9 protein-coding genes and 1 riboswitch are annotated in these 9,084 nt (G+C 66.7%); of the genes, 1 reads left to right on the top strand and 8 read right to left on the bottom strand.

What is annotated here, in order from left to right; all coding sequences use genetic code 11:
• The 4 genes from VGF12_RS07875 to VGF12_RS07860 form a co-directional block, all read right to left on the bottom strand.
• Positions 1-447, bottom strand: a 447-nt coding sequence (locus VGF12_RS07875; protein ID WP_331175484.1) for a low molecular weight protein-tyrosine-phosphatase, incomplete at its 3' end; no start/stop codon positions are given.
• 20 nt (positions 448-467) lie between these two features.
• Positions 468-2,768, bottom strand: coding sequence for a TonB-dependent receptor (locus tag VGF12_RS07870; protein ID WP_331175483.1), 2,301 nt, complete (start codon positions 2,766-2,768; stop codon positions 468-470).
• A 159-nt stretch (positions 2,769-2,927) separates the two neighbouring features.
• Positions 2,928-3,536: an OmpW/AlkL family protein gene (locus VGF12_RS07865; RefSeq protein WP_331175482.1), complete on the bottom strand. Its 609-nt coding sequence runs from the start codon at positions 3,534-3,536 to the stop codon at positions 2,928-2,930.
• Positions 3,537-3,723: 187 nt separating this feature from the next.
• The gene (locus VGF12_RS07860; protein ID WP_331175481.1) at positions 3,724-4,101 is read right to left on the bottom strand and encodes a cupin domain-containing protein; all 378 of its coding nucleotides are present in this window, start codon (positions 4,099-4,101) and stop codon (positions 3,724-3,726) included.
• Positions 4,102-4,214: 113 nt separating this feature from the next.
• On the opposite strand from VGF12_RS07860, the gene VGF12_RS07855 reads away from it, so the two are divergent.
• Positions 4,215-5,114: a LysR family transcriptional regulator gene (locus VGF12_RS07855; RefSeq protein WP_331175480.1), complete on the top strand. Its 900-nt coding sequence runs from the start codon at positions 4,215-4,217 to the stop codon at positions 5,112-5,114.
• 4 nt (positions 5,115-5,118) lie between these two features.
• Here the strand turns inward: VGF12_RS07855 and metF are convergent, their stop codons facing one another.
• The 4 genes from metF to ppk2 all read right to left on the bottom strand — a co-directional run.
• Complete coding sequence (gene metF / locus VGF12_RS07850; protein WP_331175479.1) at positions 5,119-5,952, bottom strand: methylenetetrahydrofolate reductase [NAD(P)H]; 834 nt, start codon at positions 5,950-5,952, stop codon at positions 5,119-5,121.
• On the bottom strand, positions 5,949-6,695 hold the full coding sequence (locus tag VGF12_RS07845) for a TlyA family RNA methyltransferase (RefSeq protein ID WP_331175478.1): 747 nt from the start codon (positions 6,693-6,695) through the stop codon (positions 5,949-5,951). Before VGF12_RS07845 ends, metF begins: the two co-directional genes overlap by 4 nt.
• 14 nt (positions 6,696-6,709) lie before the next feature.
• The gene (gene ahcY, locus VGF12_RS07840) at positions 6,710-8,122 is read right to left on the bottom strand and encodes an adenosylhomocysteinase (protein ID WP_331175477.1); all 1,413 of its coding nucleotides are present in this window, start codon (positions 8,120-8,122) and stop codon (positions 6,710-6,712) included.
• A gap of 73 nt (positions 8,123-8,195) precedes the next feature.
• A riboswitch (S-adenosyl-L-homocysteine riboswitch) is annotated at positions 8,196-8,276 on the bottom strand.
• A 34-nt stretch (positions 8,277-8,310) separates the two neighbouring features.
• Positions 8,311-9,084: polyphosphate kinase 2 (gene ppk2 / locus VGF12_RS07835; protein WP_331175476.1), on the bottom strand; the 774-nt coding region annotated here is incomplete at its 5' end.

Here is a 9,084-nt window from a genome sequence, read left to right as displayed (position 1 = left end):
CGTGACGAGTCCGTCACAGGCCGCTTCCACGAGATCCAGCACCTCGTCAAATCCCGCTGCTCCGCCGTAGTAGGGGTCGGGCACGTGCGGATTGCCGGCATGGGGCGCGTAGTCCATCAGCAGCTTCAGGCGATGACGCTGTGCCGGCGGGCACAGCGCCTGCGCGTTCGCGAGGTTGTCTTCGTCCATGGCCAGCACAAGATCGAAGCGCGAGAAGTCCGCAGCGACCAGCTTGCGGGCGCGCAGCAGGCTGAGGTCGTAGCCGCGCCGCGCGGCGTGTTCCTGGCTGCGTGCATCCGGTGGTGCACCCACGTGGTAGCCGTGGGTGCCGGCCGAGTCCACCTCGACGTCGAGGCCGGCGACCGCCAGCTTGGCGCGCATGACGCCCTCGGCCGTGGGGCTGCGGCAGATGTTGCCCATGCAGAAGAAGAGGATGCGGCGAGTCATGACCGCATTCTCGATGCGGGCTAGAAGCGCATGTCGGCGCGTAGCGAAACCACGCGGAAGGTCCGGTTGCGCGACCAGCTTTCGGTCAGGCGATGGTTGTCGAGGTCGACACCTTCGGACGACGACTGCGCGTCGCGCGGCAGCAGGTTGGCCATGGACAGCCGCCAGTTGATGCCGTCGCGTACCGCCCCGCTGCTCCACGACAGGTAGGCGTCGAACTGGTGGCGGGCGGTTTCCTCGCGGCGCAGCGTCTCGGTCTGCTGCACGCGAGTGGCAGGCACGTAGTTGACGTTGAAACCGCTGCCGAAGTTCTGGCCCAGCGCCTTCCAGCGGTGGTCGATGCCGAAGTTCAGGCTGCCCTTGGGCTGCTGGTCTAGCCGGTTGTTGGCGCCTGGGATGCCCTTGACCTTGCTGTCGAAGAGGGCGAAGTTGAAGCGCAGCAGCATCAGCTGCAACTCGGGCGGTGCCTCCTCCCACAGCTCGTCCAGCCGCGCCTTGAGCTCGAACTCCACGCCCATGGTGCGAGCACCCTCCATGTTGCGCGGCCGGCTGACCCAGCGCGGTGACGTGTCCCAGGACACGGTTTCCAGCATGACCTGGCTGCGGATCAGGCTTTTGATGTCACGCACGAAGGCGCTGGCCGAGACGATGCCGCCGGTGGGTAGCCAATGCTCCAGGCTCAGGTCGATGCCGGTGGCCAGCTCGGGCTTGAGGTCGGGGTTGCCGGCGCGGTCGGCGTAGGTTTGGTAGTTGGGGCCGTCGGGGTAGGTCGCATTGATGGAGGGACGGGCGATGAGGTCATTGAGGTTGGGCGAGCGGTAGCTGCGCGTCAGACTCAGGCGCACCTGATCCTTGGGGAATGCTTCGGGCTTCCACAGCAGATGCAGGAGCGGCGACATGACCTGCGAGACGTTGCGCGTCTCGGGCAGCATGCCGGTGGCGTCGGCGCGGGTCTCGATGCGCTCGTAGCGGACGCCCGCGTAGACCGACCACATCTTGCTGGGGCTCCACTCGTCTTGCGTGTAGGCGGCGAATCGCTGGTTGCTGGAGCCCAGCGTGTTGCCGAATTTCACCAGGCCGGGGATGACGGCGCCGTTGACCAGGGTGTCGCGCACCTGCATGCGCTGGCTGTGCTCGGTCTCCACACCGCTCACCCATTGGTGCTCCTGGGCTGTCTTCAGGCTCCACTTGGCGCCCAGGCTGGTCTGGTCCTCGTCGACCAAGTTGTGGTCGTCCTGCGCGCGTTCGGTAGTGATGCCCGCAACGGTCAGCGTGTCGCGCCGGTGGCTGTTGCTGGTGTTCTTGAAGCCGCCGCGGCCCAGTCGGAAATCCCAGCTCTCGCCGGGCTTGGGGCGGTAGTTGGCTGACAGGTTGAGCCGCAGGTTGTGCATTCGACCATCGTTCTCGCCATGGATGTCGCGAAATCGCGTGCCCTCGGCGTTGGTCTGGCTGCTGCCCTCGTTCTGCGACAGCGCGAAGAACGGGGCGATGCTGAAGGTCAGCGTGTCGCTGTATTTCCAGCGCAGCCGGGCGTTGCCATTGAGGTTGGCGCTGTTGCCCGAGCTGGTGCCGACCTGCGACGTCTCCTCGATGATCTCCCCGGTCTCCGTGTCGGTGACGCGGTTGTGCGAGTCGATGTTGTTGAAGCGCCGGCGCAAGCCGCCGTTCGTGGAGACGGCGCCGATGAACTCGTCGCCGTTGGGCCCGCCCCACTTCAGGTTTCGCGTCCAGCTGAAGTCGGCCTGTGGTTCGTTGCGGTCCTGGCCCAGCGTGAAGCGCAGCTCGTGGTTGGCCTTCTGCAGCGGCTCGCGCAGGATGATGTTGATGGTGCCGGCAATGGCCCGTGCGCCGGTCTCGGCTGTGGGGGCTCGATAGACCTCGATGCGCTCGATCTGGTCGGGCGGCAGGTCCTCCACCGCGAAGCCGGCCGGGGCGCGCTCGCCGTCGACGAGGATCTGCGTAAAGCCGCTGCCCATGCCGCGCATGCGGATGTCGCCGCCGCGGCCCGGCCGGCCGCCGAGCGTGACGCCGGGCAGGCGGCGCAGCACGTCGCCCAGCACGGTGTCGCCGTAGCGGTCCAGTTCCTCCCGATCGATGACGATCTTGCTGGCCGTGCTGTTGCGGCGTCGGCTATTGGCGGTGGGCCCGCTGCTGATCTCGACGCGGTCCAGCCGGTTGCCGGCAGTGCTGGCTGCGGACGCGGGTGCGCTGGCGGCGACCGCGGGAGGCTTGGGCGGCGCGGTCGGGGAGGTGGGGGGCGTCTGGGCCGCGCTGATCGCGCAGGCACACAGCGCGGCCAGCGCAAGGAGTGGGCGGCTCATGGGCGCGCATTCTTGCGGATGCGCGGTGACGGCCGCTCACGTAAACCGCTCATTTACATGAGTGGAAGTTATGGGAGGAGGCCCATGCCACGCCGCCAGTATGTGGCGCGTCCCTCGAAGCGCGTCACAGCGTCCTTGTGGACGCTACTTGCCCTCGTCTCAGAAGCGCCAGCCCAGACCCACGCTGGCCAGCGTCGGGTTGACCTTGAACTTGCCGGCCGACGTGCCGGCGGAATAGACGGTCGTGTCCAGGTTGACCTTCTTCAGGTCGAAGTTCAGATAGGTGCCCTTGGTGATCTCGACGTCGGCACCGATCTGCCACGCCAGGCCCCAGCTGTTGCGCTTGATGCTGGGCTTCAGGGCCGCCTGCACCGCGGGCGAGAACTCCACCGAGGAGAAGTTGGTGTAGTTCAGGCCGGCGCCGACATAGGGGCGCAGGGTGCCTGTGGGGTTGAAGTGGTACTGCAGCGTCAGCGTCGGCGGCAGGTGCTTGAGCGAGCCGATCTCGCTGCCGTTGGAGTAGAGCTTGTGCTTTTGCGGATAGGTCAGGATCAGCTCGGCCGCGATGTTGGGCGTGACGAAGTAGCTGAAGTCGACCTCGGGAAAAGTCTTGTTGTTGACGGACAGGCCCAGGCCCGTGCTGTCCTTGTTGGCCGAGTCGAGGTGCAGGGCGCGCACGCGCACCAGCAGTTGGCCTTCTTCGGCCTGGGCCAGCGGCGCGGCCAGTGCGGCGAGGACAGCGACGAGAGCGGGAATCTTCTTGAACATGGATGGCTCCTGTGAATGGGGCGGGCCCCGATGGAGTCATTCCACGTCCTGCGCCGGGCGATCGAGTTGATGCAGCGCAACATGACCGCGTGACCCTGCCCGCGGGGTCGGTGTGGCTTTGTGTTGGGTCAATCTTGTGCGAGATTGCCGGGCCTCCGCGCAACAGCGCGGGCCGCTCCTCCGCGCTTCAACTGCGCCAGGGAAGGGGCAGCTCGCGGCCATCGGGCCAGCGCGTGGGTGCGGGCGTCTGGCCGAACACGGCCAGGGTTTCCAGCGGCACGCTGCCGGTATTGAAGATCTGGTGCGGCCGTCCGCGGGGCAGCACGAGCAGCCGGTTGGCGTCGAAGCTCAGGGATTGCCCGTCCACGTGCAGCTCCCCGCTGCCCGCGAGGCAGAACACCACCTCGTCGCAGTCGTGCACATGCGGCGGCGTGGCCGTGCCAGGCGCCATGCGCTGGCGCCACACCGAGAGCTGCTGCAGGCCTTCGGTCTGGCTGGCCCAGGTTGCGTGAGCGATGCCGGGCAGCCCGGTCAGCTGGGGAGTGGATTGTTCAAGGACATACATGAAAGCTCCGTGGGATTGGAAGAGAGCCGCAGTGTCTGGCCCGTCGACTGGAGCGTGAAGATGGGTGAAATGACTAACATTGAGGAATAAGATTCCTCAATCAAAGACCCGCCATGCAAGGACTGCAGCCGCTCATCGCCTTTGCCCAGACGGCCCGCCGCGGCAGCTTTGCGGCGGCCGCGCGCGACCTGGGCGGCACGCCGTCCACCATTGCCAAGAGCGTGGCGCGGCTGGAGGCCTCGCTGGGCGTGCGTCTCTTTCACCGCACGACGCGCCAGGTGTCGATGACGCCCGACGGCGAGCGGCTGTTCCGGCGTTGCGAGCGCGTGCTGGCCGAGCTGGAGGATCTGCAGGCCGACGCCGCCGGCACGCGCCAGACAGTGGCGGGCACGCTGCGCATCGATGCCCCCATCACCTATGGCCGCAAGGTGCTGATGCCGGTGCTCAGTGGGTTGCTGCGCCAGCATCGCGAGCTGCGCCTGGACTTGCGTCTGCAGGACAGCTATGCGGACCTGATTCGCGACGGGCTGGACGCGGCCATCCGCGTCGGCGAGTTGCAGGACTCGCGCCTCGTCGCGCGGCGCTTCGACGCCCAGCAGTTGGTCCTGGTGGCGAGCCCGGCCTATCTCGAGGCTCGCGGCCGACCCGAACGCGTGGACCAACTGGCCGGACATGCCGCCATCGTCTTCCGCCTGCCCAGCACGGGCCGCCAGCGACCCTGGCAATTCCGCAGCGGCCGGCAGACGGTCAGCCTGCTGCCGGAGCCCACGGTGGAGGTGAACGACGGCGAGGGCATCGCCGCGGCCGCGGCGCAGGGACTGGGCCTGGCCCAGGTGCCCGACAACATCGCGAAGGAGGGACTGGCCAGTGGTGCTCTTGTCGAAGTGCTGGCATCCTGCCGGCCGGCGGCGATGCCGATTAGCGTCGTCATGCCGACGTCCCGCCTGCAGCCGCCGCGAGTGCGTGTGCTGCTGGAGGCGCTGACGGCGATGAAGGCCCCCGGGGCGGCCTGAGTGTTCAGCCGCCCAGACCCAGGCGCCTGCAGAGTTCCAGCGTCAGCGTGCTCTGGTTCAGGGTGTAGAAGTGGATGCCGGGTGCGCCGCCCTCGATGAGGCGCTCGCAGAGTCGCGTGATCACGTCCAGCCCGAAGGCGCGGATGCTGGCCGAGTCGTCCATGAAGCCTTCCATCTTCATCTGCACCCAGCGAGGCATGTCGATGCCGTCACGCTGCGCGAACTGGGCGATGCGGCCGTAGTTGTGGAAGGGCATGATGCCCGGCACGATGGGCTGGGTGACGCCCAGCTTGCGGGCCTCGTCGACGAAGTGGAAGTAGGCGTCGGCGTTGAAGAAGAACTGCGTGATGGCGCCGTCGGCGCCGGCGCGCATCTTGTCGGCGAAATGCTGCAAGTCCTTGGCTGCGTAGCGCTGCTGCGGGTGCACTTCGGGGTAGGCTGCCACCTCGATGTGCCAGTCCTTGCCCTGGGTCTCGCGGATGAAGCTGACCAGCTCCGATGCGTAGCGGAACTCGCCGGCCGTAGCGGTGCCGCTGGGAAGGTCGCCGCGCAAAGCCACGACCCGGTGGATGTTCTGGGCACGGTAGGTGGACAGGATCTCGGCGATGTTTTCGCGCGTGGAACCGACGCAGGAGAGGTGCGGCGCGGCCTCGAAGCCGGCCGCTGCGATGTCCGTCACGGCGCCCAGGGTCTTGTCGCGCGTGGAGCCGCCCGCGCCGTATGTGACGCTGAAGTACTGCGGCGACAGCGCGCCCAGCTCCCGCACGACGGTCTTGAGCTTCTCGACGCCGACTGGTGTGTTGGGGGGGAAGAACTCGAAGGAAACAGGAGTGCTCATCGGGAGGCCCACAAGAAGAATTCGCGATTGCCATCACCACCGGTGATGGGGCTGTCGAAGTAGTCCAGCACCTTGAGGCCGAGGGCCGTACAGGCCAGGCGCACGCGGGCTTCCAGTCGCGGGTAGTCGGCCTCGTCCTTGACGAGACCACCCTTGCCCAGGGCTTGTGGCCCCAGTTCGAACTGCGGCTTGATGAGCACGAGCAGATGGCCGTGCACCTCCAGCCAGGGCAGCAGCATCGGGAGGCTGCCCATCATGGAAATGAAACTCAGGTCGCCGACGATGAGCGTGAAGCCGCCCGTCGGGACATGCTGGCGCAGCGCACCCAGCTCGCGCACATGAGTGCCTTCCAGTGCGGTCACGCGCGGGTCGGCCTGCAGCCGTGCGTGCAACTGTCCGTGGCCCACGTCCACGCCGACGACATGGCGTGCGCCATGGGTCAGCAGGCAGTCCGTGAAGCCGCCGGTGCTCTGGCCCACGTCCAGCACCGTGTGGCTGGAGACGTCGAAGCCCGTGCGAGCCAGCGCCCCTTCCAGCTTGAGCCCGCCGCGCGACACGTAGCGCAGTTCCGCGTCGTCGGTGACGCGCAACTGGACCGCCTCGGGCAAGTCCTCGCCGGCCTTCCTCAGCGCGGTCCAGCCATTGGGCGAGGCCCATTCGGCCACGCCGTTCTGTATCAGGCGTTGCGCGGCCGAGCGCGTGGGCGCCAGGCCTTGGGCAACGAGGAGCTGGTCGGCGCGCATGAGGACTGACGGGGTCAGTAGCGGTACGTGTCGGGCTTGTACGGGCCGGCTTTGGGCACGCCAATGTAGGCGGCCTGCTCTTCGGTCAGCTCCGTCAGCTGCGCGTTCAGGGTGGTCAGCTGCAGGCGGGCGACCTTTTCGTCCAGATGCTTGGGCAACACGTAGACCTTGCCGATGTCGTAGGCGTCCTTGTGCGCGAACAGCTCGATCTGAGCGATCGTCTGGTTTGCGAACGAGGAGCTCATCACATAGCTCGGGTGGCCCGTGCCACAACCCAGGTTCACGAGGCGGCCCTTGGCCAGCAGGATGATGCGCTTGCCGTCCGGGAAGATGACGTGGTCGACCTGCGGCTTGATCTCTTCCCACTCGTACTTCTCGAGCGCGGCGACTTCGATCTCGTTGTCGAAGTGGCCGATGTTGCAGACGATGGCGTTGTTCTTCATCGCCAGCATGTGCTCGTGGCGGATGACGTTCTTGTTGCCGGTCGTCGTCACGAAGATGTCGGCCTTGTCCTGGGCGTACTCCATGGTCACGACGCGGTAGCCCTCCATCGCGGCCTGCAGCGCGCAGATGGGGTCGATCTCGGTGACCCAGACCTGGGCCGACAACGCGCGCAGCGCCTGCGCCGAACCCTTGCCCACGTCGCCGTAGCCGGCCACGACGGCGATCTTGCCGGCCACCATCACGTCGGTGGCGCGCTTGATGCCGTCCACCAGGGACTCGCGGCAGCCGTACAGGTTGTCGAACTTGCTCTTCGTGACCGAGTCGTTCACGTTGATGGCGCGGAAAAGCAGGGTGCCCTTGGCGGACATTTCCTTCAGGCGGTGCACGCCCGTGGTCGTCTCTTCCGTCACGCCGATGATCTCGGCGCTCTTGCGGGTGTACCAGGTGCCATCTTCAGCCACCTTCTTCTTGATGGCGGCGAACAGGATGCGCTCTTCCTCGCTGCCCGGGTTGGCCAGTACGGACAGGTCCTTCTCGGCCTTCTGGCCCAGGTGCATCAGCAGCGTCGCGTCGCCGCCGTCATCCAGGATCATGTTGGGGCCTTCGCCGGCGGTGCCTTTGGCGCCAAACTCGAAGATGCGGTGGGTGTAGTCCCAGTAGTCCTCCAGTGTCTCGCCCTTGTAGGCGAACACCGGTGTGCCGACGGCGGCCAGCGCGGCGGCAGCGTGGTCTTGCGTGGAGAAGATATTGCACGAGGCCCAGCGCACTTCGGCACCCAGAGCCTGCAGCGTCTCGACCAGCACGGCCGTCTGGATGGTCATGTGCAGCGAGCCGGTGACGCGTGCGCCCTTGAGCGGCTGAGACGCCGCGTATTCCTTGCGGATGGCCATCAGCGCCGGCATCTCGTGCTCGGCGATCTTGATTTCCTTGCGGCCCCAGTCGGCCAGCGACAGGTCCTTGACGATGTGGGCAGGTGCGTTCATGCGGGCTCCTTCAAGCGAATGAAGCCGCTGGCGACGCTGCAGGGGAGAGAGCCTCACCCAGGCGCGATCGGCCAGCGGGTGAGCGCAGTTGCAGGGGGATCTGAACTTCCGAGCCTGGCCTCAAGGTGTTGAGGTTGCAACGCTCCTCGGAAACCCTGCATTCTAGCGATCTGCCGGCATGCAGGGCGTCAGCCCGCGCCGCTGGATGCCAACAAATCGTCGCCCGGTGCGGACACCAGAGCGGGCCGCCCGACGATCAGGGGGTCCACCGAGCCGATGTGTTCCGGCCGTCGCTCCGCGTAGGGCAGCCGGTTCAGCACGAAACGCATCGCATTCAGGCGTGCGCGCTTCTTGCAGTCACTCTTGATGACGGTCCAGGGCGCATCCGAGGTGTCGCAGTGCAGGAACATGGCTTCCTTGGCACGGGTGTAGTCACTCCATTTGTCCAGTGACGCCATGTCGATGGGGCTGAGTTTCCACTGCTTGAGCGGGTGCAGTTTGCGTTCCTTGAAGCGGCGGCGCTGCTCGTCGCGGCTGACCGAGAACCAGAACTTGAAGAGGTGGATGCCGGAGCGCACGAGCTGGCGCTCGAACTCCGGCGTCTGGCGCAGGAACTCCTGGTATTCGGCTTCGCTGCAGAAGCCCATCACACGCTCGACTCCGGCGCGGTTGTACCAACTGCGGTCGAAGAGCACGATCTCACCGCGCGTGGGCAGGTGCTCCACGTAGCGCTGGAAATACCACTGTCCGCGCTCGACCTCGCCGGGCTTCTCCAGTGCGACGACGCGCGCGCCGCGGGGGTTGAGATGCTCCATGAAGCGCTTGATGGTGCCGCCCTTGCCGGCCGCATCGCGCCCCTCGAACAGGATGACCACCCGCGCACCGGTTTCCTTGACCCAGGCCTGGAGCTTCAGCAGCTCGACCTGCAGACGGTACTTCTGGCGTTCGTAGGCGCGGCGCGA

This window comes from Roseateles sp. (genome assembly GCF_036404855.1).
GTDB lineage: Bacteria > Pseudomonadota > Gammaproteobacteria > Burkholderiales > Burkholderiaceae_C > Pelomonas.
Note: the sequence above shows the minus strand (reverse complement) of the source record. Positions and strands in the feature narration are given on the sequence as shown.

Coding starts and splice junctions, on each gene's coding strand:
- VGF12_RS07870 (WP_331175483.1), bottom strand. CDS start 2,768: ATGAGCCGCCCACTCCTTGCGCTGGCCGCGCTGTGTGCCTGCGCGATC.
- VGF12_RS07865 (WP_331175482.1), bottom strand. CDS start 3,536: ATGTTCAAGAAGATTCCCGCTCTCGTCGCTGTCCTCGCCGCACTGGCC.
- VGF12_RS07860 (WP_331175481.1), bottom strand. CDS start 4,101: ATGTATGTCCTTGAACAATCCACTCCCCAGCTGACCGGGCTGCCCGGC.
- VGF12_RS07855 (WP_331175480.1), top strand. CDS start 4,215: ATGCAAGGACTGCAGCCGCTCATCGCCTTTGCCCAGACGGCCCGCCGC.
- metF (WP_331175479.1), bottom strand. CDS start 5,952: ATGAGCACTCCTGTTTCCTTCGAGTTCTTCCCCCCCAACACACCAGTC.
- VGF12_RS07845 (WP_331175478.1), bottom strand. CDS start 6,695: ATGCGCGCCGACCAGCTCCTCGTTGCCCAAGGCCTGGCGCCCACGCGC.
- ahcY (WP_331175477.1), bottom strand. CDS start 8,122: ATGAACGCACCTGCCCACATCGTCAAGGACCTGTCGCTGGCCGACTGG.